Here is a 22,431-nt window from a genome sequence, read left to right as displayed (position 1 = left end):
GGGCCGACAACAGTCCGACCGGGGCGGCCCCCACCAACCTCACGCCTCCCGCAGCCCCACCGACCCGCAGGCCCCACCAACCTCACGCCTCCCACCGGCCCGCAGAACCTGCCGGCCCCGCAGAACCTGCCGATCCTTCGGGCCCCGCGTCCGCCGCCGCCCCGGACTCCGCCGATCCCGCCGCTCCGGGCTCCGCCGATCCCACGGCTCCGGCGGCGGCCGTTCCCGCCCGTTCGCGTTGCCGCTTGAGCAGCAGGACCGCGAGGGCCGCGGTGGCGAGGGCCACCGCCCCCGCAACCGCACCCACCTCGCCGAGCGCCCGTGTGTACGCTGCCCGGCCCGGTTCCGAGAGCCCGACGAACAGACCACCGCACACCGCGACGCCCAGGGCCAGCCCCACCTGCCGGGCGGTGTTCGCCACTGCGGACGCCACTCCGGCCCGTGCCGGGTCGGCGTCCCGCATCGCGGCCGACGGCAGCACCGGGGAGACCATGCCCGCGCCCACCCCGGTCAGCACCAACGACGGCACCAACGCCACCGGCCCGTACGAGAGACCGAGCAGCAGGAAGCTCAGACAGCCGACGGCACAGAGGGCGGTACCGACGGCGAGCGGCAGCCACAACGGAGCACGCTGGAGCGCGGCCCCCCGCAGCGCCGAGACGACGAAGAAGACGGCCGGCTGTACGGAGAGCAGCAGGGCCGTGCCCACGGCGTCGAGCCCGGCGGCGTCCTGGAACCAGGACGACAGCACGGTCAGCGGCCCGAACGCGGCGAAGTAGTAGCCGAACGCCACCGCGACCACCGCGAGGAACCGAGGATGGCGGAAGAGTGCCAGGTCGACGAGCGGATCGGGCACACGGCGCTCGCACACCACGAAGGCGACCCCACCCGCGCACGCGACCAGCACCGCCGTCAACGGCTCCGGCCCCGCACCGTGTTCACCGAAGAGCAGCGCGGCGACCACCAGGGCCGTGAGGCCGGTGGCGAGCAGGGCGGCTCCGACGAGATCCACGCGGCGCCCGTCGCGCTCCGGGTCACGGGGCAGGAAGCGCACGGCCAGCACCACGCCGAGCACGCCCGGCGGGACGGCCAGCAGAAAGATCGACCGCCACCCCAGCGCTTCGGCCAGCAGCCCGCCCGACACGTTGCCGACCGCCGCCGCGAGCCCGGCCACCGCACCCCAGACCGCGAAGGCCCGATGCTGCTCCCGGCCGCTGTAGGAGGCCCGGATGAGCGGCAGCGTGGTCGCGAACATCGCCGCCCCGCCGACGCCCTGGGCGCCCCGGAACGCGATCAGCGCCCCGACGTCCGGCGCGAGTCCACAGGCGAGCGAGGAGAGCGTGAAGAGGACGAACCCGGCGACGAAGACCCGGCGCCGCCCCAGCACGTCACCGACCGCACCGGCGACGACGAGCAGCGCGGCAAGCGCGAGGGTGTACAGGTCGACGACCCATTGCAGGGCGGCGAAATCGGTGTGCAGCCCGTCGGCGACGGCGGGGATGGCCACCGTCACGATCGTGGCGTAGGCGAGCAGCAGAAAGGTGGCGAGACAGGAGACGACAAGGGGCAGCCGATGACGTGGATTCACGGGCACTCCTCGGACGAAAGGTCCTCGCAGTAGCTGTCCAGGTCCCGGCCCACGGTGTAGTTCACGGCGGGCAGCACCTCCACGCCCCGGGTGTTCCAGAACGGGACCTCACCGATCTTGTCGGCCTTCAGCGCGAACGACATGGTCAGCACGAGATCCGGCCGGCGTTCGAGGATCGCCTCCTTGGAAGGCAGTTGATCGGAGATCTTCGGCAGCTTCTTGATCCGGTCCGCATAGGCCGAGTACGAGTTGTCGAGATAGCCGACGCCCACGATCCGGTCCTCCAGCCCGAACTCGATCACCAGCTCGGCGAGCGCCTGCCCGATGACCACCACCCGCCCCGGACTCTTCTCGACGGTCTGCGTGAGCTTCTTGCCCTCGTCGTCGACGACATCGAGGGTGACCGGGTAGTGGCCGGACGGCGCCGCCGCGCCGGTGCGCGCGGGGGCGGGTTCCGCCGGGGCCGAGCAACCACAGAGCAACAGAGCCGCACCGACGGCGAGCGCGGTGCAGACGCGTATCGGGGAGACGTTCACGATGTCCTTTCGAGCCGGGCGTGGCGACGGCCACGGGCCCATGCTGAAAGGGACAAGAGCAAAAAACGTACGGAGCGCGGTCCCCCGAAATGTGGAGCGAACGCGCACCGCGCCCATTACACCCACCGCACCTACCCGTGCCTATCGGTGCCCACGTGCCTATCGGTGCCCACGTGCCTACCGGTGCCCACTGGTGCCGGCCGCGCCCACGGCCGCCGCGGGGCCTGGATCGATCCACGGCACGGGCAACCACACACGCACCTCTGCCACGAGGCATCCGCGCCCGCGCACGCCCTGCACGGCGTCCGGGCACCGCGCGCCCCTATGCAGCGTCCACGCCCCGCGCGGCCACGTCGGACGCGCCCAGGCCCCGCGCGCCCACCCCGCTCCGCCCCGCCCCGCTCCGTCCCACCCGGTACTGCCGCGGGGTCCGCCCGAACCGCTTCTTGAAGGCGTAGCAGAAGTTGCTGGGGCTGGAGTAGCCGACCCGCAGCGCGATCGCGGCCACGCTGAGGTCGGTCTCCATCAGCAGCAACGAGGCCCGGCGCAGGCACTCGTTGCGGTGATGGCTGAAGATCGTGTCCCCGTAGAGCTGCTTGAACCCGTGACTGAGCCGCTTGGGGTTCATCCGCAGGGCACGGGCCAGGGTCTCGCCGGTGTGCTGCTCGTGCAGGTTCTCCATCAACATCGCCGGGACCGTCCGGATGCGCTCGATCTCGTACTCCGCGAGCGGCAGTTGGGCCGGTTCACACGGAACGTCGTCGCGGGACACGATCCGAGCGAGGATCTCCATGACCTTCGCTTCGAAGTAGAGCGCCCGGAAACGGACGGGCAGCGTGCACACGAACAGGTCCCCGAAGGCGGCGGCGAGTTCGGGCGGGGCCTGACGGCCGAGATAGTGCGCGTCCCGTACGGCGGTCGGCATCCCCTCGACGCTCTCCTGCCAGGCCCCGGCCCCGACACTCCCGAAGAACGCCGCCGTCGCCGACCGCTCAGCGGCGACCGACACCCCCCGGTAGTGTTGCCCGGCCGGTCGCGTCAGCCGCCCGGCCGAGGCCCGCGAATGCGAGATGGACAACTGCCCCGCCCCGAAGACCGAGGCCCCCGTGCCCGCCTCTTCGAGCAGCATCAGGCCGTCGACGCAGTACTCCAACTCGAAGTACTCACCGCAGAGGTCGAAGTCGAGGACCAGCTCGTCGTGGAACGTCACGTCGTACAGGGTCAATGTGACCCCTTCGAGCAACTCGTACACCGTGATGTGCCCGTCCCCCACCTCGGGCCGCACCTCGTGCGCCACCGCCCCGCCCCCGAGCTCCCGCCGCACGGCGATGGCCGCGTAGAACTCGCGGTACTGCGGCTCCAGATCCGCGAACCCCCGCGCGGAAGCAACCGAAAACCGGCCCGCCATGCCTCACCCCCGGTCCACGAGGAAACGATCACCCTGCACAAGTAAGGGTACCCTTACTCGTGAGTGGCGCTACTGGCAGAGCCCTCCCGAATCGCCTCCGAACGACCCCGGACACCCCCGGACACCCCCGGACACCCCCGAGCGCCTCCGAGCGCCTCCGAAAAGCGGTCCGTCCGCGCGCTCGACCGCCCGGCGTGCTCGTGGCGCAGACACGATCACCGCTGCAACAGCGGCAGTGGGCGAAGACGCGCTCCGGGTGGGCGCGCAGTGCCCGCCGACTCCGCGGCCGGCCGCGGCGACACCCCGAGCCAGGTATCCGATCACTCTGCGAGCCAGTGCTGCGGGAGGTAGGTACGGATACTCAGGGCCGGTCCGAGTGATCGCGCGGACATCACGCTGAGCACCCGGCCAGTAACGTCTGCGTCACACACGCTCAACGAGAACAGCAAACACATCGCCAGGATCGTTGCCGGACATTCGGGCTCGATCACTACAGAGGCTCCACGGTGAAATACGCCCCAATTCGCATTGTCGCCCCCGTGCTCGTCATAGCATTCATGACAGGCTGCGGAGGAAGCGACGAAAATTCCCGTACCCCCCGAGGGAGTTCTGGCGTGAATATGCAAGAGGCGGCAGGTAAAGCCGACGCCCTGATCGGGACGACGCTCTCCTCCGTGAGTCCCCCGCTGGAATGGACACACGACGAGTTCGACAGCGGGATGTGCAAGGAAACTCCGGAACTGGGCGACGTCACCCGACGCGCAGCGGTCATGACCGAGGTTTCCGAAGAGCGCCGGGGGGCGCTGCTCGGCTACATCGAGCGGGCGTGGAAGAAGTCGGGTTACACCATCACCAAGGTCAACCCGGACAAGGACTTCCCCGCCATCTACGCCGACGCCGGTGACGGCGTACTGAAGATGATTTTGACCGTGGGCCACAAGGGCCAGTTCTTCCTGGACGTGCAAACGGCCTGCGTGGAAAAGTCGAAGGTGGCACCCCCGGCCACAGCGGCCAAGGGCACTGACTACTACGGGAAGAAAATCCCTGTCCCCCAGGTGAAGTCCATATTCTGGTCGTCCCGGGAACCGGCTCCTGCGCAATAGGACAGAAAGAACCCTTCGTGCTCCCGACCGGGCGCCGCTCCTCTCCGGATGCGGCGCTTCGGGCGAATCAGCCGACCAGGAACGGGCGGCGCGTGTACGGGGAACCCTTCGAGCGGCCCATGTCCTCGGCAGGGCATGGGCCACCGCCACGCTTGCCCGACACCGGGCGGCGCGGACGGTCGACCCACCAAGGCAAGGTCCTCGTCCACAGGCCCGCCTCGCGCGCCCGTGCGCGTCAGCACCTCCGCGCGGCGGTCCCCGGCAATCCGCACTCGACCGCACCGAGGCCGCACCGAGGGGTGATGGCAGCGGGTCGGGCGGCAACGACGGCACAACGGGTGTCCTCGTAACCGCCCGACCGGTCCGACGACCCACGCGGAAGTGGTGCCGTCAGCCTCTGCCGTCATGACATAGGCCGGATTCGAACCTGCAACCTTCTGAATCCGTAGCATCGGGCAGGCCGTTGGGCGGGGACTCCGCCTTCCCTCCGACTCATCGCTGATGGGCGCGATCAACAGCCTCTGTGTGCCGTCGTTGCCGTCAGCGCTGAGCGGTGGCGCCGGCCGACGCCGACTCGCAGCGTGCGCTCACGCTTCGGCTTCCCAAGCCGAAAGCTCCCCACGCCGTCGTCGCTGGCACGGGGCAACGCAACGGCCACCACGCTCCGATCAGCAACCGGCCTGCGGCTCCACGCCTCGCTATTCCTGTCAGGAGGTGAGGATCGAGATGCCGTCTCCGAGCAGTTTCAGCCCGAGGACGAGGAACAGGACCGCCATCACGGCGACATTGTGCTGAGCTGCCCAGTCCTTCCAGTTGCCGAGCGTGGTCCTGGCTCGCTCTCCCCCGAGCAGGAAAACCACCAGCGGGGCCAGCAGGCCGAGGGTGGCGATCACGACGAAGATCGCCAGAGATGCGATCTGCTGCCCTACCGGCAGGCCGGCCGAGCCGATCGCGGCCCCCGCGGCGATGGTCAGCGGGGCGTTCTTGGCGTTGAGCGCGGCCAGAGCCAGTCCGAGTGCGAAGATCTTGACCGGTGTGAGGCGGTCGATCGCGCTCATCCACTTCGGCAGCTGGGCCTGCGAGGGATCCTTCGGGCGTCGGTGCCACTGCCGGGCGCCGAAGAGGACGAGGAACAGGCCCAGGGCGAGCTTGAGTGCTCCCACCCAGGTGGCCGGATTCTTGTGCGCGGAGGCGCCTGCGGGGGAAGCGATCGCCAGCATCACCGCGCCCAGTGCCGAGAGTCCCACGATCCAGCCGATGGTGAAGAGGACTCCGTTCAGACGTCCCCGGGGCGTGGCGAGTATGAGGATGACGGCGATGATCGGGAGCGGGCTGACCGCGACGCCGGCCGCGAAACCCAGTACGTCGCCGAGAACAGCGCTCATGATTGCCTCCGGGTGGCGATCCGGTGGAGCGGGCTTGGCGGAAGCGGGTGATCCGGCCGTCGGTGCGGCGCAACGGGTTGCTCTGTGATCGGCTGCGCGTTGTCTTCACGGCTGTGGGGAAGTGGCTTCCCGAATAATGGCGACGACGGCGTACCCGGCACGTCCCACCTTTTCCATCTTCCTGTGCCTGGCCGAATCTGTCCTCGGGAGCATCTCGGGACGCGAGGGCCCGGGACCGGTCTGCCGTGCCTGGAGACCGCCTCTCCTTCTCACCACTGTGGCGGAGACGCGGCACGGAACCTAAGCGTCCCTGGTGGGGCGCATGAAGTGGTCAGGATGGACACGCTGGTGTCGGAGCTTCCCGGGAACCCGTCCCAGGTGAACGCATCGGCCAGAGCTGAAGGTGCGAGGCTGCACATCCACAGTGAGGATTGACGTGTGAGGGCGATGGCACCTCATGTCCGGGTGCTTGGCGACCCTCGCACCGATCCGTGGCAGGAGAGTTTCACGATGACTGCGAGGACAGGCGCAACCCAATCGGCTCACCTCGAACGCCCGGGCAGGTCGGATGGGGTCTGCAACGAGTTCACCGTCTTCACCAAGATCAAGCCGGGCCATGCGGATGCGCTGCGCAAGGATCTCGCCATGCTGTCCGACGCGGCGGACGACGAGCAGGTCCATGCGGCGTTGCGCCAGATCGGCACCCTGCACGACGCACGGCACGTGATCTTCGACAACGACACCCGGTTCATGTTCGCCAGCGTTTTCGACGGCTCCTGGGACAACTACATCGACGACTTCGCCCAGACGGTGGTCGGGGCCCGCTTCGACAAGGTTTTCTCGCACAGCGAAGGGTTCCCCGGCGTCAAGGATCCAGAGGTGAAGAACTGGTTCGTCGCCCACCAGGAGCCCGCGGGGGTCTTCGTCAGCGCCTATCCCGACCTGACCGTTCAGCAGATCTACAAGGACCACCGCGTGGACGACGCGTTCCAGGAGGTGCTGGACACCCCCCAGTTCCGGGCGGCACTGGAGAACCCGGCCAACGCGGAGTTGGTGGCCACGCCGGCCTTCCAGAAGCTGTTGGAGGAAGCCTCCGCCTAGAACCCGAACGCAACGAACCCTCAGGGCCGACTCCACCAGCGCAGGACCGCGTCGGCTGGTGGGAGTCGGTCATTGCGGGGCTGCTCTGGCAGAGATCGACATGGAGGAACAAACGATCATGAACGCGGCGGACAGCAGCAGTGCGGCCGATGTGCGCGTCGAGATTGACGACGTCCAGAGCGGGGCCCTGCGTCCACGGCCCGTCCCCTACCAGGGCAAGTACGTATTTCTGCGCGTCGATGACCGCCATGCCGGGCGCGCGCTGCTGCGGCGGCTGCTCCCATTGACCTCAGCTGGGCTGCCTGACGCGGACCGCAGCCAAGATGCCTGGGTGGCGGTGGCCTTCACCTATCAGGGACTGAGGGCCCTGGGCGTGCCGCAGGAGTCGCTGGCCAGCTTTCCGCAGGCGTTCCGTGAGGGCATGGCCGCCCGGGCGGAGCTGATCGGCGACGTGGGTGAGAGTGCGCCGGCCAACTGGGAGGCACCGTTCGGAACGGGCGATGTCCACATCGCGTTGAGCGCCCTCTCTTCCGATGCGGCGCAGATGGACAGGGAGCTGGAGCGGGCCCGTGCCGCTTACGAGGACATGTCCGGTGTCCAGGTGATCTGGCAGCAGGTGGTGCACCAGCTCCCGACCGGGCGCACCACCTTCGGTTTCCGTGACGGCATCAGCCATCCGAACATCGAGGGCGTCGGGCTGCCCGGCTCCAACCCGCAGGAAGTCCCCATCAAGGCCGGTGAGTTCATCCTCGGCTACCCCGACGAAACCGGCAGTCTGCCGCCCATGCCCAGTCCTGATGTGCTGGGGCGCAACGGGACCTACGCGGCAGTTCGCAAGATTCACACCAACGTGGCCGCCTGGCGCCGGTACCTGCGCGCGAACAGCTCCAGCGCCGAGGAGGAGGCGCTCCTGGCGGCGAAGATGGTCGGACGTTGGCCCAGCGGAGCACCTCTGACGCTGACGCCGGAGCACGACGATCCGGAGCTGGCGGCCGATCCGCACCGCGTCAACAACTTCCTCTACCGGGAGCACGACGACCGGGGATACCGGTGTCCCGCAGGTGCGCACATCCGGCGTGCCAACCCCCGCGATTCCACCATCATCGGCGACGCACGTATGCACCGCCTCATCCGCCGCGGCACCACCTACGGGCCGCCGCTGCCCGAGGGCGTGCTGGAGGACGACGGCGCCGACCGCGGCCTGGTCGGCGTCTTCCTCGGAGCCCACCTGGAACGACAGTTCGAGTTCATCAAGGCCGAATGGGTCAACGACGGCAACTTCATCGGCTACCCCGGTGAAAAGGACCCGGTAGCCGGACATCACGGCGGAACCGGCAGCATCACCATTCCGGAGAAGCCGGTCAGGCGTCGCCTGCAGAACCTGCCCAGCTTCGTGGTCACCCGTGGTGGTGAGTACTGCTTCGTACCAGGGCTGCGCGCTTTGCGCTGGCTCGCCGAACTGGAGGGCTGACAGCAATTCCAAGACCCTGAAGTGCGATCACGGTCTCCGAGAAGGAGAGGTCGAAGTCATGACAGCACAGTTCGTCCGCTACACACCGGACATCGAAGACGACGATCCACACTTCGACAAGAACCTGCAGACGGTGATCGGGAAGACCGAGAACTACATCGCCGAGTCGGTCAAGGCAGGCGGCACCGGACAGGCCCTCCGTGACGCCCACGCCAAGGGCTACGGGCTGGTCCGAGGGGAAGTGGAGATCCTGGACGGGCTTCCCCCCGAGTACGCCCAGGGCATCTACGCGACCCCGGGAACCCACGACGCGCTCATCCGCTTCTCCAACGGCTCGCCCCACGCCGGAGCCGACGCACGCCTGGGCGCCGCCACCGGACTGGCCCTGAAGATGTTCGACATCCCCGGCCCGACCCTGCTGGAAGACGAACCGGACACGGGCACCTTCGACTACGCCAACATCAACGGACCGATCTTCTTCTGCAACACAGTTGAGCACTACCTGTTCATCCAGGAACTGTTCCTGAACGCGCCGGCCTACTTCTCCCAGGGCCGACCCGGCACACATCGCTTCTACACCGAGTTCGTGACCGGAAAGGGAACCCTGGACCAGGACAACTGGGCGTGGGACGAGTTCCTGGCCTTCCTGCGCCTGGCAAAGACTCCTGCGGCAAACGTGCTGCTGTCGAGCTACTGGACGATGGGCGCGGTCCGGCACGGGGACTACATCGCCAAGGTGCGCATCACCCCCGACCCGTCCTCCGCCGCCGCGGTGGTCCGGCGCACCATCGACCCGGCCTCGGCAGCGGAGGTCTTCCGCCCGGCCCTGCAAGCCGAGTTGCAAGAGCGGCCCTACGCCTTCGACATCCAGGTCCAGCTCTGCACCGACCTGGAACGGATGCCGGTGGAGGACACCACCGTGGAGTGGCCCGAGCAGCTCTCGCCGTCCTTCACTGTGGCCAAGCTGCGCCTGCCGCAGCAGGACATCTCCGGCCCGGAAAACCTGGAGAAGATGGACGCACTGTCCTTCACACCCTGGCGGGTCACCGCCGAGCACGCGCCCCTGGGCAACATCATGCGGGCCCGCAAAGAGGTCTACCGGCACTCCTCCCTCCTGCGCCACAAGCTCAACCAGCAGCCACGCACAGAACCGTGCAGCGCCGACGAAGCGCTTGGCTCGGCCCACTGATGTGACGGTAAGCGCCCACCTTGGTCACCATCCCCCCGAGACCCCACCAACACAGTTGGAAAGCGTGTTGTGAGGGAGCTCGGCCATCCTCCGGCTGACCGGTGATGGTCGTGATCAACGGCCGCTGTGTGCCGTCGATGCGATCAGGGTTGCCGTCACCGAAACCTGAAGAGGTCAGCCGAGATAGGGCCGATCACGGTGCTCCAGGAAGTGACGGATCCGGAGCCGCTGCGTGTGGTGCATCGGCAGTTGATCGATCTCCTCCGGCTGGACGAACCGCAGCTCCGTGGATTCGTCCGAGATCGCGAGTCGGCCGCCGACCACGCGGGCGGTGAAGCAGACGTTGAACTGTCTGCGCACCTCACCGTCCGAGTAGGCAATGATGTGGCGAGGGTCGGTATACGTGCCCACGAGCCCGGTGATCTCTACATCCAGACCCGTTTCCTCCTTCACCTCGCGGACGGCCGCTCCCGGGAGTGAGTCGGTCATCTCCATGCCGCCGCCAGGTAGCGCCCAAAGATCGTTATCCTCGCGGCGCTGAAGGAGCACGCGCCCTTCGGCGTCGGTAACCACGGCGGACGCGGCGACCACCAAGCTGTTCGGCTCAGGTGCCGCCGGGTCGTCGTAGTACTCAGTCCGTGCCATCTCGTCCTCACCACGAAGTACGGCACGCCGATCGAGCCGGGGAACCTGACTCGGATGTTCGCCCTGCGGGCCCGTCGTGCCGGTCTCCGAGTGATTCCGCTCCGGAACACCAGGCACACGTGCAGCTCGCTCCTGGTGGCCCTCAAGATCCACCCGAAGGTGGCACAGCGCATCCTTCGCCATTCGCAGATCGCCATGACGACGGAGGTCTATGCCGAGGCGAGCGAGGAAGAGGTACGTACCGCGATCGGCAGGCTGTCCGACGCCATGGACGGCGCCACCGGCTGACGACGGCTGCCGGAGCGGTTGTGTACTTCGCTGCTGTACATCCCGACAACGCAAGAGGCCCGGACTTTCGTCCGAGCCTCTCACCTGTGTGCACTCGGCAGGATTCGAACCTGCAACCTTCTGATCCGTAGTCAGATGCTCTATCCGTTAAGCTACGAGTGCTTGTGCTTCCCGGTTTTTTCTTCCCGGTCGGCGTTGCGGGAACAACATTACATGACCTGCGGCGTAGCGCGAAATCCATTAGCCAAACCACCTCTGACCTGCACAAACGCCTCGTCGGCGGCGTGTGGCGTTTGCGGCCGGGGCTGCGCGGGACCGCTTCCGAACCACCACCGGACCGCATCCGTCCGGATGAGCCGCGGGCCCGGGCACGTGCCGGGGGACCGGCGGCGGGTACGCCGCGGAATGCGAGGGCTGGTACGCGCGGAAACGACTGTGGCCCGTACACGACTGAAGCCCCGTGCCGGTGGCACGGGGCTTCAGTCGTACAGCGGAGGCGGAGGGATTTGAACCCTCGATGGGCTTTAAGACCCAAACCGCATTAGCAGTGCGGCGCCATAGACCGGACTAGGCGACGCCTCCAGCACACCTCGCGCGGACGCGAACGGTGCGTGCAGATGATGACACAGTCGAGCGTCGTGTCACCAATCGCTGCCTACGGTACTAGGCAGCCGGGCGCGAGGGCAAAGTGCTTGGGGTGCGCAACGCCGTGGCGTGACGCGCGTTGGTGAGGGGGGAGGGAGGCACCGGCCTTCCGTTCCCCGATCTTCCGTTCGTTCCGCCCGATCCCGTCCTCGCCCCGAAGCACGCACGACTTCGCCGGAGGGCACAAGCACAGGAGCCCGCATGCTGCGCCGCCTCGCTCTCACCGCCGTCACATCCTTCGCCGTGCTGTCCGCCGCGACCCCTGGCGCCGCGGCCGCCGACGGACCGCACCCCTTCCCGCTTCCGTGGCCGCTGCACCTGACGCAGGGCGGCGATGACGCCCGCACCCGGCTGACGGTGGTGGCGGCGGATGTCGGGAATCCCTCGGCCGAGGGAACCTTCGAGCTGAAGTGCGAGCCCGCGAGCGGCAGCCACCCGGCGGCGGGGCGGGCCTGCGACCGGCTGGAGGAGTTGGCGGGCGAAGGAACGGACCCGTTCGCTCCGGTGCCGCGGGGCACGATGTGCACCCTGCAGTACGGGGGACCGGCCACCGCCCGGGTCACCGGCACCTGGCAGGGGCGGCACGTCGACGCGGCCTTCAGCCGGGCGGACGGCTGCGAGCTCTCCCGCTGGAACACGCTGCGGCCGGTACTCCCGGACGTCCGGTGAAACCGCCCGCCCGGCCGGCGGCACCCCGCCTCGTAACCGCCGTCCCGTCGCCGCCGTCCGGGCCTCCCGCGCGGTGTCGGCGGGCCGGCACGCCACGTCACGTACACCGAACCTTGGTGAGAGCTCCCCCGCATCCGCCACCCCCTACCCCTCCCCTGCCTTTAGACTCCTTCCGTGACAGCCCGCGGCCCGAGGGGCAAGATGGGGCCCGCTGTCAGCAAGGTGCGGTAATCAGGGAGGAAGCGTCGTCGTGAGCAGCAGGCCGTCCCGAGGCACTGCTCGCCTCGCAGCCATACTCGATGCCCTGCCCGACGGGCTGCTGCTCGTCAACTGCAACGGCACGGTCGTCAACGCGAACACCATCGCCCTGGAATTGTTCGAGACGCCGGGCACCGCGCTGGTCGGGCGCGGGCTTCTCGATCTGCTGCCGGAGTTCGACTCCCGGCTGATTCCCGGGTCGATGCGCCGGCCCGAGTCCGCCACCGACACGCGCGGCCGCACGAAGCCGACCAGGATGACCGCCCGCCGCACCGACGGCACCGAGTACCCGGCCGAGGTCAGCAGTGCCGGGCTGGAGGACGGTCACGCCGCGTACAAGGACTCCCCGGGCGGCTACGGCGGCGGCTACACCGGCGACGAACTCCTGATGATCGTCGTGCGGGACCTGTCGGGAACCGTCGACACCGAGGCCGAACTCGCCCGTTCGCAGCGGCAGACGGAGATGATCCTGCGGGCCGCCGCCGAGGGCGTCGTCGGCACGGACACCGATGGCCGGGTCGTCCTGGTCAACCCCGCCGCCGCGCAGATCCTCGGCTTCCGCGCCAGCGACCTGGGCGGCCGGGAGCTGCACACCCTGATCCTGCACTCGCGTGCGGACGAATCTCCTTTCCCGTACGAGGAGTCGCCGCTCGCCGACACCCTCAGGTCCGGGCGCAAGCACCGCGTCCGGGGCCAGGTCCTGTGGTCCAAGAGCGGGGCGCAGGTTCCGGTCGACCTGACCACCGCACCGGTCCGGGACGGGGACCAGTTGGTCGGCGCGGTCATGACGTTCACCGACCGCAGGCCCCACGAGGAACTTGAGGAACGACACAGGGCCGAGGTCGACGAACTGACCGCGAAGCACGACTCCGAAGTCACCGGTCTGGCGGAACGGCACGAGACGGAACTGGCCGACCGCGCCGAGCGGTACACGACCGCACTGGAGCAGCAGGGCGAGCGGCTGACGGCGCTGGCCGCCCGGCACACCCAGCTCACCGCCGTGCTCGGCGAGTCGTTGCGCGGCCCGCTGGAGGAACTGCGCGGCGAACTCTCCACGCTCGCCGCCGACCCGGCAGGCCAGTTGTGGCCCGAGGCCAACCAGATCCTGCACCACCTGGCCGCGGGTTATGCCCGGATGACCACGCTCGTCGACAACGTGCTCGGCTACCAGCGTCTGGACGCCGGCACGGAGGAGCTGACCAAGACGAACGTGCTGCTCGACTCGGTCGTCGCGGCCGGTGTCGACGCGGCCGTCGAGCTGATCGGTCCGGGGCGCGCCCAGTTCGCGGTGCACGCCCCGCCGATCGAGGCGGAGGTGGACGCGGCCCGGCTGGTGATCGCGCTCGCCCATCTGGTCGCGGATGTCGCCGGGGTCGACTCGACCGGCAAGGCCCGGCTGGTGCCGGGCGGCGGCCACGTCGACTCGACGGTCGTCGTCGCGGCGGCGCAGCGCGGTGAGGTCGTGCGGATCGAGGTGCGCGGACCGTTCGCCGGGGGCGACCCGGTGCACGAGCCGATCGTGCGCGGGATCGTCCGTGCGCACGGCGGCGTGCTGCAGACGCACGAGGTGCCGGGCATGAGCGGCAGCGCGTACGTACTCGAAGTGCCGTTGGGCGCGGGCTCGGGAACGGTGACGCCGGAGACGGCCGAGCCGGAGTCCGCACCCGTACCGATGTCGGCCGCGGGGCCGGAGTCCGGAGCGGATTCCGTACCGACGCCGGGTCCGGCGACCGGTCCGGGCGTGCCGGGCAGCGGTCGGCGACGGGCCCGCCGGGCCTCCACGGACGCGTTCCTGGAAAGCCCTGTGGGCGGTACCGGCGCGGGTACGGGTTCCGATGCCGGTTCCGGCGTCGGTTCCGGTTCCGGTGACACGGCCGGCGGCACGGTGCCCGGACCGACCGGGCGGCGGCGGGCACGCCACGCGCCCGGGGCCGAGGGGGCTCCGGAGACCCAGGGCGGTCGGGGCGGCCCGCACGACAGGATTCCCGCCCAGCAGGGCGAGGGTTCGGGGCGCAGGCGGGGGCGGCCGAGCCCGGCCGAGTCCGGTCTGCACGCACTCCCCGCGCAACTGCCGTCGCTGTCCCAGCAGGGGCCGGGACAGCAGGCACCGGGACAGCAGGCACCGGGACAGGGGCCGGGGCAGCAGAGCGCGGAACAGTCGGGTACGGAGCAGCAGGGGTCGCGGCAGGCGCTGGCGCTGCCCGCCGCACCGACTCCGGCTCCGGCTCCGGCTCCGGCTCCTTCGGAGGGTGCGGTGGTGACCGCGGCCGAGGGCGCGCAGGGGGGCGGCGACCGTCCGCAGCGCGGGCTGACCGTGCCGCCGCAGGGTGTTCCGGCCGGAGCACCGGTGCCCGTTCCCGTTCCGACGGGTGGCGCGCACCTGCCGGGCCAGGGGAGCCCCAACGGCGAGAGCCCGTCGGCCCTGGCGCTGCCTTCCGCGCCCTCCGCCAATACTCCGGTCGGCAGCGGAACGCGGACCGGTGACGACGCCGCTCCGGCGCCGCAGCCGACCGGGCGCCGGGCGCGACGAGCCCTGGCGGCCGCGCAGGAGCGGTCCGCCCAGGCCGAGTCGGCCGGGCCCCGCACGGCGTTCGCCCTGCCGCCCGCGGATGCGGATCGAGGCGCCTCCGCGCCTGCCGGGGCGGACGCCTCGCTCCCCGGCCGCCACGACGCCGCGCACCTGGCACCGGGCGACGACCACACCCCGCCCCAGCCGCACCCCGTGCCGACCGGACGGCGTCGGGCACGTCACGGCGACGCCCTCCAGCAGCCCGAGCAGGGCACCGGTCCCGGGAGCCCGGCCGCGGGCCACGCCCCGGAGCAGCAGATCGGGCGGCAGGACATCCTGCCGGAACACGACACCTCGGGTCGCGGCACGGCCCTGCCGTCCGCCCCGTCCGGGCGAGCCGTCGGCGGGCCGGGCAACCGACCCGCCGCCCACCCCGACGATCCGGACCGCCCCGCGGTCGGGCACACCACCCACGCCATGGGCTCCACGCCGGTGGCGGACGTCACCGAGGCCCCCGCGCCGGCGGGGAATCACGGCCTCGTGCCCGGTGGTCCGGACGGGCGACGGCAGCCGCTGCCCGCGGAAGCGCCGATGGCCGGTGTCTCGCCCGACTCGACGCAGGGGCGCGCGTTCAGCGTGCGGACGCTCGGCCAGGGCGTGCCGTTCGCCCAGCACATCGCGCAACAGCCGAACCAGACACCCGGCGGCGCCGGGCGGCGCCGCAAGCTCGCCGCCCCGCCGGAGGAGGAGCGCACCCCGCAGCCCGCGCCCCCGCAGCCGGCCGCGACACCGGCGCCGCCGGTGCCGTCCGGTCCGGGTGGTGCGTCGGCAGCGGTCGCGGCGTCGGCCCAGGGCGGCCACGCGCCGCACGGCGCGCACGGACAGTTGCTCCAAGCCCCGGAGGCCGAGGGGCGCGCGTACGCCATAGGCGCGCCCGACGAGGGTGCCGAGGGACCGGAACCGCTGGACGGACCGGGCGGAGCGGTCGAGGTCGCCAACCGTCCCTCGCCGCAGCCGGTCGACGACGAGCTGCCCCCGGAGCCGCTGGACAACCCGCGTCGGCTGCTCGTCTGGCCGGCCCCCGACGTCTCCACCCAGCAGGCGCTGAGCGACCGCGGCTACCGCCCGGTGATCGTGCACTCGCGCGAGGAGGTGGACGCCCAGATCGCGGCGTTCCCCGCCGCGCTGTTCGTCGACCCGCTCACCGGGCCGATCACCCGCAAGGCACTCCAGTCGCTGCGTCAGGCGGCGGTGGCAGCCGAGGTCCCGGTGCTGGTGACGGCCGGCCTGGGCCAGGCGTCGCGGGAGGCGGCGTACGGTGCCGACCCGGCCGTGCTCCTCAAGGCCCTCGCCCCGCGCGACAGCGAACAGCATCCGCCGCGGGTACTGCTGATCGAGGAGCACGAGGAGATCGCCCTGGCGTTGACGGAGACGCTGGAACGCCGCGGCATGCAGGTGGCGCGGGCCGCCACGGACAACGAGGCGGTGGCGCTCGCCGGCCGGATGCGGCCCAATCTGGTGGTGATGGACCTGATGCAGGTACGTCGCCGCCGGGCCGGGATCGTCGACTGGCTGCGCGCCAACGGCCAGTTGAACCGGACTCCGCTGGTCGTCTACACGTCCGCCGACATGACCGGATCGGACCTGCCGAAGCTCAGCACGGGCGAGACCGCTCTCTTCCTGGCCGAGCGTTCCACGAGCGACGAGGTGCAGTCGCGGATCATCGACCTGCTCGCGAAGATCGGCACCAACTGATCAGCACCGGCTGATCAGCACCGGCTGATCAGCACCGGCTGATCAGCACCGGCTGATCAGCACCGGCTGATCAGCACCGGCTGGTCGACGTCAACTGATTCGCGCCAACTGGTCCGCGCGGGCGGCACGCTTCCCCGCGTACCGCCGTATCGCCCGCGTTCCCGCGGACCGCCGTACCGTCCGCGTCACGGCCGGCTCGTCCCGTCGGTACGGGGGTGCGATCGCACCCCCGTACCGACGGTTCCGCCGTGGCACGCGACCGGCGGGTCAGAGGCGGGTGATGTCCAACTCGCCCTCCGCGTACCGCTTGCGGATCACCTTCTTGTCGAACTTGCCGACGCTCGTCTTCGGCACCGCCTCGATCACGGTCCAGCGTTCGGGCAACTGCCACTTGGCGATGCCGGACTCGGTGAGGAATTCCCGGAGCGCCGCGTAGTCGGCGGCGGCGCCGTCCTTGAGCACGACCGTCGCGAGCGGGCGCTCGCCCCACCTGTCGTCGGGGACGGCAACGACCGCCGCTTCGGCCACGTCCGGGTGCGCCATGAGCACATTTTCCAACGAAACGCTCGAAATCCACTCGCCCCCGGACTTGATGACGTCCTTCGCCCGGTCGGTGAGGGTGAGGAAACCGTCCTCGCTGATCACCCCGACGTCACCGGTCTTCAGCCAGCCGTCCTCGCTGAACTTGTCCTCGGGGCGCAGGGCCTCGCCGCCCGATCCCCCGTAGTACGCCGCGGCGATCCAGGGACCGCGCACCTCCAGCTCACCCGCCGAGGCGTTGTCCCACGGCAGGTGCTCACCGCCGGGGCCGACCAGCCGCGCCTCGACGCCGGCCGGGAAACGGCCCTGGGTGACGCGGTAGGGCCATTCCTGCTCCTCGGTCAGACCGGCGGGCGGGTTGGCCATGGTGCCGAGCGGCGAGGTCTCCGTCATGCCCCAGGCGTGGCAGAGACGCACGCCGAGCTTGTCGTACGCCTCCATGAGGGACGGGGGACAGGCGGCGCCGCCGATGGTGACACGGGCCATGGAGGTGAGGTCGCGCGGGTTGGCGAGCACCTCGGCGAGCAGTCCCTGCCAGATGGTGGGGACGGCGGCGGCATGGGTCGGCCGCTCGCGTTCGATCATGTCGGCGAGCGGTGCGGGCTGCAGGAACCGGTCCGGCATGAGCATGTTGACGCCGGACATGAACGTCGCGTGCGGCAGCCCCCACGCGTTCACGTGGAATTGGGGCACCACCACCAGCGTGGTGTCCTTCTCGGTGAGGCCCATCGACTCGGCCATGTTGACCTGCATGGAGTGCAGGTAGATGGAGCGGTGGGAGTAGACGACGCCCTTGGGCTCGCCGGTGGTGCCGGAGGTGTAGCACATGGCGGCGGCCTGGCGTTCGTCGAGCTCGGGCCAGTCGTAGGTGGTCGGTCGGCCGCCGATCAGTTCCTCGTACTCGTGCACCCGGGGCCGCGCGCCGTCGAGGAGCGAGCGGTCGCCGGGCCCGGTGACGATCACGTGCTCGATCGACCGCATGCGGGGGAGAACCGGCGCGAGCAGCGGCAGCAGGGAGCCGTTGACGATGACGACCTTGTCGTCGGCGTGCTCGGTGATCCAGATCAGCTGCTCGGCGGGGAGCCGCAGGTTGAGCGTGTGGAGGACCGCGCCCATCGACGGGATCGCGAGATACGCCTCGACGTGCTCCGCGTTGTTCCACATCAGGGTGCTTATCCGCTGGTCACCGTCGATGCCGAGTTCGTCGCGCAGGGCGTTCGCCAGCTGGGTGGCCCGCCGGCCGATCTCGGCGAAACTGCGCCGCTGCGGCTCGGGCTCGCCGGTCCAGGTCGTGACCTGGGACTTCCCGTGGATGGTCATCCCGTGTTCGAGAATGCGGGTGACGGTCAGCGGTACGTCCTGCATGGTGCTCAGCACGGCGTCCTCCCGGTGGGCGCTACGCGGCAGTAGGGTTCCGCTGATTCTGCGCGCATACCACTCGGTATGTCACTAGTTCGGGGCCACGAAATTCCAGGTCACGGGTTTTCATGGTCTGCCGACGACCGGGACATACGTGGTCACGGGACATGGGCGGCATGGGAGGTCCGTCACCGGACCGGGGTCAGCTCGGGGTCCTCCCTGAGCTTGCCGAGTGCCCGCGACACCGCGCTCTTCACCGTGCCGACGGACACCCCGAGCACCTCGGCCGTCTGGGCCTCGCTCAGGTCCTCGTAGTACCTCAGGACGACCATGGCCCGCTGCCGGTCCGGGAGCTTCAGCACAGCGCGCCACATCGCGTCGTGCAGCGTCTGGCGTTCGGCCGGATCGGGGGTGCCGAGCGACTCCTGCTCCGGCAGTTCGTCGCAGGCGAACTCGTCGACCTTGCGCTTGCGCCACTGCGAGGTCCGGGTGTTGAGCAGCGCCCGGCGGACATAGCCGTCCAGCGCCCGGTGGTCCTCGATCCGCTCCCAGGCGACATACGTCTTGGTGAGCGCGGTCTGCAGGAGGTCCTCTGCATCGCTCGGATTCGCCGTGAGCGAGCGGGCAGCACGCAGCAGGACGGGGCCCCGTGCGCGTACGAACGAGGCGAACGACGGATACGGCGCGTACTGGGGACGCGAGGCGTGCGGCGCCTGCGCGGTGTGCGCCGCCTGCGCGGCGCGCGGTGTGTGTACGGTGCGCGGCGTGTGCACGGCAGACGAGCCGTGCGGGACGTGTCCGGTGCCGGCGGCTCCCCCGGTGATGCCTGTGCAGACTGGCGTGGTCATGGCTCCACGCTAGAAGCGGGCGTCGCTCCGGGGATCGGCCCCAGGTCCCGAAACGGCGTCCGTCTCAGGGTGTAGGGGTGGGGCCCGCCCCACCTACTGGAGGTGGAGCCGTCGGGACGGGGGCTCAGGGTCACCGCGGGCACGGTGAGGGGTCGCGACGACCGGCCGGAAACGGACGGGCGGATACCGGTGTCCGCCGGGCGCGGACGGTCGGCCGCCGTCATCCGTCGGCGCCCAGGACCAGACCCGAGGTGGGGACGCCGGTGCCCGCCGTGACCAGGACGGTGGCCGCGCCGGGGACCTGGTTCACCGACGAGCCCCGGATCTGCCGAACGGCCTCGGCGATGCCGTTCATCCCGTGCAGATACGCCTCCCCGAGCTGACCGCCGTGCGTGTTCAGCGGAAGCGCGTCGGCGGCGACGAAGTCGGCCGCCTCCCCCGGGGCGCAGAAGCCGAACTCCTCCAGTTGCATCAGCACGAACGGCGTGAAGTGGTCGTAGAGGATGCCCACGTCGATGTCGGCCGGGGAGAGTCCGGAGCTCCGCCAGAGTTGTCGGGCGACCACCGCCGTCTCCGGCAGGCCGGTCAGACCGTCGCGGTAGAAGCTGGTCATCTGCTCCTGCGCCCGGCCCGCCCCCTGGGCTGCGGCGACGATCAAGGCGGGCGGCCGTCTCAGGTCCCGGGCCCGCTCGGTGCTGGTGACGACGATCGCCTGCCCGCCATCGGTCTCCTGGCAGCAGTCGAGCAGCCGCAGGGGTTCGACGATCCACCTCGACGCGGCGTGGTCGGCCAGGGTGATCGGCTTTCCGTAGAAGTACGCGGCGGGGTTCCGGGCGGCGTGCCGCCGGTCGGTGACCGCCACATGCCCGAAGGCGTCCGGGGTCAGCCCGTAGGTGTGCAGGTAGCGCTGGGCGGCCATGGCGACCCAGGAGGCCGGGGTGAGCAGCCCGAAGGGGAGGTTCCAGCCGAGTGCGGTGCCCTCCGCGGTGGGCTCGCGCTGCTGCACCCCGGAGCCGAACCTGCGTCCGGATCGCTCGTTGAACGCCCGGTAGCAGACCACCACGTCGGCCACCCCGCTCGCCACGGCCATCGCCGCCTGCTGCACGGTGGCGCAGGCCGCCCCGCCCCCGTAGTGCACGCGGGAGAAGAACGACAACTCACCGATCCCGGCGGCCTGGGCGACGGTGATCTCCGGGCTGGTGTCCATGGTGAACGTGACCATGCCGTCCACGTCGGCGGGGGTCAGCCCGGCATCGTCGAGAGCGGCCCGCACCGCCTCGACGGCCAGCTTGAGTTCGCTGCGCCCGGAGTCCTTGGAGAACTCGGTCGCCCCGATGCCCACGACCGCCGCCCTGCCGCCGAGCGAGTCGGCCCTGCGCAGACTCATGCCGCCCCCTCCGGTGCCGAGGGAAGGGCCCCTGCGGCCGGGGTCCGCGCCCCGCCGACGATCACGGCCACGGTTCCGGTGACGTGCCTGCCGAGGCCGTTGGTCCCGACGATCGACACCTCGGCCGTCCCGTCGTCACCGACCGTGGTGACCGTGCCGCCGAGCACCATGGTGTCCCCGGGGTAGTTGGGCGCGCCCAACCTGATGGCTACTTTGCGCAGCACGGTGGACGGGCCGAGGCGATCGGTGACGTACCTGCCGACCAGGCCGTTGGTCGTCAGGATGTTCATGAAGATGTCCGGGGCCCCGTTCTCCCGGGCGAGCTCCGCGTCGTGGTGCACGTCCTGGTAGTCGCGGGAGGCGATGGCGCCCGCCACGATCAGGGTGCGGGTCACCTCGATCTCCAGCGGCTCCAGTACGTCACCGGCCTGCATCCCTCCCCCGGCCTTCACCGCTGCACCGGCCTTCACCGCTGCACCGGCCTTCATCCCTCCGCCCGCCTTCATCCCTCCGCCCGCCTTCGTCTCTCCACCAGCCCCCGGGTCTCCACCAGCCCCCGGTTCTCCACCGGCTCTCGTCCCCTCACCGGCTTTCATTTCTTCGCCGCTTCTCACTCCGCCCCCTCCTCCGTCGCTGCCGCGCGTACCGGTTCCTCCGCCGGCGCCAGCAGTTCACCGAGTTCCTGAAGCACCTCGCTGCCGCAGCCCAGATGGGCATCGAGCTGCCGGCCCCAGAGAAAGTGCCGGTGCACGGGATGGTCGAGATCGGCCCCCGTCCCGCCGTGCAGATGCTGTCCGGCGTGCACCACCCGTTTGCCCGCCTCCGACGCCCACCACGCTGCGGTGAGCGCCTGGCGCCGGTACGGCAGGCCCGTGTCACGGCGCCACGCGGCCTCGTACGCCGTGACCCGTATCGCCTCGGTGTCCATATGGGCGTCGGCGGCGCGCATCAGCACCGCCTGCTTGGTGGAGAGCGGGCGCCCGAACTGCTCGCGGGTGTTCGTGTGGGCGACGGCCAGGGCCAGCGAACCGGCGCACACGCCGGCCTGCAGCCCGGCGAACGCGATCCGGCTCACGGCCAGGACCTCCTCGTACGCCCGCACATCCTCGCGCGCCCGCACCGCCTCGTACGCCGGGGTCGCTTCCGCCCGTCCTTCCTCGTGCGCCCCCGCACCACCGAGTCGCTCTCCGGGTGCCCCGTTCAGGACGAGTCGCGCCGCCGACCACGGCGCCGTGGTCTCCACAGGCTCCGTCGCCACACCCGGTCCGTCGGTCCGTACGATCCACAGCCGGTGCTCCGCGTCCGCGACCAGGACCAGGGACGCGTCCCGCAACCACGGCACGTACGGCACCGAGCCGCTCACCCGGCCCTCGCCGTCCGCCCGGATCCCGCCGCGCGCGGGGAACGCCCCGGCCGCGACCTCCGTACCGTCCCGCAGTGCGGGCAACAGCCGCTCCCGCTGTTCGTCCGTGCCGTGCTCGGCGACGGCGAGCAGCCCGTACACACAGCTCGACGCGAACGGCACCTGAGCCGTCACCCGGCCCTGTTCCTCCAGCAGGAGCACCAGGCCCAGCAGCCCGACCTCCTCCACCGCCGCGGTCAGTCCGGCCGTGCACAGTTCCTTCCACAGTTCGGGGTCGGTGCCCGTACCGGCCGCGACCAGGCGTTCGTGCGTCGACAGGTCGCGGAAGATCCGCGCCGCCAGCCCTTGCGCCGCCGTCTGCTCCTCCGCGGGGGTGAAGTCCAT

At 70.5% G+C, this 22,431-nt stretch carries 16 protein-coding genes, 2 tRNA genes and 1 pseudogene; 7 read left to right on the top strand and 12 right to left on the bottom strand.

Features of this window, described 5'->3' with window-relative positions; genetic code table 11:
• Positions 1–82 precede the first annotated feature (82 nt).
• The 3 genes from ACFC79_RS07485 to ACFC79_RS07475 all read right to left on the bottom strand — a co-directional run bounded on the left by ACFC79_RS07485 (position 83) and on the right by ACFC79_RS07475 (position 3,532).
• Positions 83–1,588, bottom strand: coding sequence for an MFS transporter (locus ACFC79_RS07485; protein WP_376236433.1), 1,506 nt, complete (start codon positions 1,586–1,588; stop codon positions 83–85).
• On the bottom strand, positions 1,585–2,124 hold the full coding sequence (locus ACFC79_RS07480; protein ID WP_376236430.1) for a hypothetical protein: 540 nt from the start codon (positions 2,122–2,124) through the stop codon (positions 1,585–1,587). Before ACFC79_RS07480 ends, ACFC79_RS07485 begins: the two co-directional genes overlap by 4 nt.
• A gap of 322 nt (positions 2,125–2,446) precedes the next feature.
• Positions 2,447–3,532 (bottom strand): helix-turn-helix transcriptional regulator, encoded by a 1,086-nt coding sequence (locus ACFC79_RS07475; protein ID WP_376236429.1) that lies wholly within the window; start codon positions 3,530–3,532, stop codon positions 2,447–2,449.
• A 620-nt stretch (positions 3,533–4,152) separates the two neighbouring features.
• Here ACFC79_RS07475 and ACFC79_RS07470 point away from each other — a divergent pair.
• A complete protein-coding gene (locus ACFC79_RS07470; RefSeq protein WP_376236698.1) occupies positions 4,153–4,635 on the top strand; it encodes a hypothetical protein in 483 nt (160 codons plus the stop codon).
• 707 nt (positions 4,636–5,342) lie between these two features.
• On the opposite strand, the gene ACFC79_RS07465 is transcribed toward ACFC79_RS07470, so the two are convergent.
• The gene (locus tag ACFC79_RS07465; protein WP_376236427.1) at positions 5,343–6,020 is read right to left on the bottom strand and encodes a GAP family protein; all 678 of its coding nucleotides are present in this window, start codon (positions 6,018–6,020) and stop codon (positions 5,343–5,345) included.
• Positions 6,021–6,530: 510 nt separating this feature from the next.
• Here ACFC79_RS07465 and ACFC79_RS07460 point away from each other — a divergent pair.
• From ACFC79_RS07460 to ACFC79_RS07450, 3 genes are all read left to right on the top strand, one after another.
• Positions 6,531–7,121: a hypothetical protein gene (locus ACFC79_RS07460; protein ID WP_376236425.1), complete on the top strand. Its 591-nt coding sequence runs from the start codon at positions 6,531–6,533 to the stop codon at positions 7,119–7,121.
• 118 nt (positions 7,122–7,239) lie between these two features.
• A complete protein-coding gene (locus tag ACFC79_RS07455; protein ID WP_376236424.1) occupies positions 7,240–8,592 on the top strand; it encodes a Dyp-type peroxidase in 1,353 nt (450 codons plus the stop codon).
• Between the two features lie 58 nt (positions 8,593–8,650).
• The gene (locus ACFC79_RS07450; protein ID WP_376236421.1) at positions 8,651–9,781 is read left to right on the top strand and encodes a catalase family protein; all 1,131 of its coding nucleotides are present in this window, start codon (positions 8,651–8,653) and stop codon (positions 9,779–9,781) included.
• Positions 9,782–9,955: 174 nt separating this feature from the next.
• Here ACFC79_RS07450 and ACFC79_RS07445 read toward each other — a convergent pair whose 3' ends face one another.
• Positions 9,956–10,426 carry an NUDIX hydrolase gene (locus ACFC79_RS07445; protein ID WP_376236419.1) on the bottom strand — a complete coding sequence of 157 codons (471 nt, stop codon included), beginning with the start codon at positions 10,424–10,426 and terminating at the stop codon, positions 9,956–9,958.
• Between ACFC79_RS07445 and ACFC79_RS07440 the strand changes: the two are divergent.
• Positions 10,427–10,714: pseudogene (locus tag ACFC79_RS07440) on the top strand (site-specific integrase); the annotation flags it as partial.
• 89 nt (positions 10,715–10,803) lie between these two features.
• On the opposite strand, the gene ACFC79_RS07435 reads toward ACFC79_RS07440, so the two are convergent.
• Positions 10,804–10,876, bottom strand: a tRNA-Arg gene (locus tag ACFC79_RS07435).
• A gap of 329 nt (positions 10,877–11,205) precedes the next feature.
• Positions 11,206–11,296 (bottom strand) — tRNA-Ser (locus tag ACFC79_RS07430).
• Positions 11,297–11,560: 264 nt separating this feature from the next.
• On the opposite strand from ACFC79_RS07430, the gene ACFC79_RS07425 reads away from it, so the two are divergent.
• Complete coding sequence (locus ACFC79_RS07425; protein ID WP_376236417.1) at positions 11,561–12,028, top strand: SSI family serine proteinase inhibitor; 468 nt, start codon at positions 11,561–11,563, stop codon at positions 12,026–12,028.
• A gap of 250 nt (positions 12,029–12,278) precedes the next feature.
• The gene (locus ACFC79_RS07420) at positions 12,279–16,550 is read left to right on the top strand and encodes a PAS domain-containing protein (RefSeq protein ID WP_376236415.1); all 4,272 of its coding nucleotides are present in this window, start codon (positions 12,279–12,281) and stop codon (positions 16,548–16,550) included.
• A 267-nt stretch (positions 16,551–16,817) separates the two neighbouring features.
• Here the strand turns inward: ACFC79_RS07420 and ACFC79_RS07415 are convergent, their stop codons facing one another.
• From ACFC79_RS07415 to ACFC79_RS07395, 5 genes are all read right to left on the bottom strand, one after another.
• Entirely contained in the window at positions 16,818–18,467 is a 1,650-nt protein-coding gene (locus ACFC79_RS07415) for a long-chain fatty acid--CoA ligase (RefSeq protein WP_376236413.1), read from the bottom strand.
• A 170-nt stretch (positions 18,468–18,637) separates the two neighbouring features.
• Positions 18,638–19,297: a SigE family RNA polymerase sigma factor gene (locus ACFC79_RS07410; RefSeq protein WP_376236411.1), complete on the bottom strand. Its 660-nt coding sequence runs from the start codon at positions 19,295–19,297 to the stop codon at positions 18,638–18,640.
• Positions 19,298–19,517: 220 nt separating this feature from the next.
• Positions 19,518–20,684: a lipid-transfer protein gene (locus ACFC79_RS07405; protein WP_376236408.1), complete on the bottom strand. Its 1,167-nt coding sequence runs from the start codon at positions 20,682–20,684 to the stop codon at positions 19,518–19,520.
• Entirely contained in the window at positions 20,681–21,118 is a 438-nt protein-coding gene (locus tag ACFC79_RS07400; RefSeq protein ID WP_376236695.1) for a MaoC family dehydratase, read from the bottom strand. The genes ACFC79_RS07405 and ACFC79_RS07400 overlap by 4 nt, the downstream gene beginning before the upstream one ends.
• A 176-nt stretch (positions 21,119–21,294) precedes the next feature.
• Entirely contained in the window at positions 21,295–22,431 is a 1,137-nt protein-coding gene (locus tag ACFC79_RS07395) for an acyl-CoA dehydrogenase family protein (RefSeq protein ID WP_376236406.1), read from the bottom strand.

This window comes from Streptomyces sp. NPDC056061 (assembly GCF_042266885.1).
Classification (GTDB): domain Bacteria; phylum Actinomycetota; class Actinomycetes; order Streptomycetales; family Streptomycetaceae; genus Streptomyces.
This window is presented reverse-complemented; position numbering and strand designations above follow the sequence as displayed.

Excerpts from the sequence above, each read along its gene's own strand:
- ACFC79_RS07475 (WP_376236429.1), bottom strand. The coding sequence starts at position 3,532 with ATGGCGGGCCGGTTTTCGGTTGCTTCCGCGCGGGGGTTCGCGGATCTG.
- ACFC79_RS07470 (WP_376236698.1), top strand. The coding sequence starts at position 4,153 with ATGCAAGAGGCGGCAGGTAAAGCCGACGCCCTGATCGGGACGACGCTC.
- ACFC79_RS07465 (WP_376236427.1), bottom strand. The coding sequence starts at position 6,020 with ATGAGCGCTGTTCTCGGCGACGTACTGGGTTTCGCGGCCGGCGTCGCG.
- ACFC79_RS07460 (WP_376236425.1), top strand. The coding sequence starts at position 6,531 with ATGACTGCGAGGACAGGCGCAACCCAATCGGCTCACCTCGAACGCCCG.
- ACFC79_RS07455 (WP_376236424.1), top strand. The coding sequence starts at position 7,240 with ATGAACGCGGCGGACAGCAGCAGTGCGGCCGATGTGCGCGTCGAGATT.
- ACFC79_RS07450 (WP_376236421.1), top strand. The coding sequence starts at position 8,651 with ATGACAGCACAGTTCGTCCGCTACACACCGGACATCGAAGACGACGAT.
- ACFC79_RS07445 (WP_376236419.1), bottom strand. The coding sequence starts at position 10,426 with ATGGCACGGACTGAGTACTACGACGACCCGGCGGCACCTGAGCCGAAC.
- ACFC79_RS07425 (WP_376236417.1), top strand. The coding sequence starts at position 11,561 with ATGCTGCGCCGCCTCGCTCTCACCGCCGTCACATCCTTCGCCGTGCTG.
- ACFC79_RS07410 (WP_376236411.1), bottom strand. The coding sequence starts at position 19,297 with ATGACCACGCCAGTCTGCACAGGCATCACCGGGGGAGCCGCCGGCACC.
- ACFC79_RS07405 (WP_376236408.1), bottom strand. The coding sequence starts at position 20,684 with ATGAGTCTGCGCAGGGCCGACTCGCTCGGCGGCAGGGCGGCGGTCGTG.
- ACFC79_RS07400 (WP_376236695.1), bottom strand. The coding sequence starts at position 21,118 with ATGCAGGCCGGTGACGTACTGGAGCCGCTGGAGATCGAGGTGACCCGC.
- ACFC79_RS07395 (WP_376236406.1), bottom strand. The coding sequence starts at position 22,431 with ATGGACTTCACCCCCGCGGAGGAGCAGACGGCGGCGCAAGGGCTGGCG.